This window comes from Burkholderia sp. GbtcB21, from assembly GCF_019091065.1.
In the GTDB taxonomy this organism is placed as follows: Bacteria; Pseudomonadota; Gammaproteobacteria; order Burkholderiales; family Burkholderiaceae; genus Burkholderia; species Burkholderia pyrrocinia_C.
Window position 1 is genome coordinate 1 of the sequence record NZ_JAGXKA010000585.1, and the last position, 228, is coordinate 228.

The following is a 228-nucleotide window of genomic DNA, read 5'->3' on the forward strand; positions in this document are numbered from 1 at the left end:
GAACGACTTCGGCAAGCGCACGAACAGCAGGCCGACCCCGACGATCACGGCCAGGTAGATGATGTGCCAGCGGCCCGAGCGCTTGATCACGTGGTGCACGCCGTCGTGGTACTTGTCGCGGCTGTTGTTGAACGTGCGGTTGAACCAGCCGGAGAAACCCTTCTTCTCTTCGTGATGCCCTTGCGGGATCGGCTTCAGGATCGACGCGCACAGTGCCGGCGGCAGAAT

The 228-nt window shown here is 62.3% G+C and carries 1 protein-coding gene; it reads right to left on the minus strand.

Features of this window, described 5'->3' with window-relative positions; genetic code table 11:
- The coding region (locus KVT39_RS37750) for an efflux RND transporter permease subunit (protein WP_217591552.1) at positions 1-228 on the minus strand (228 nt) is incomplete at both ends.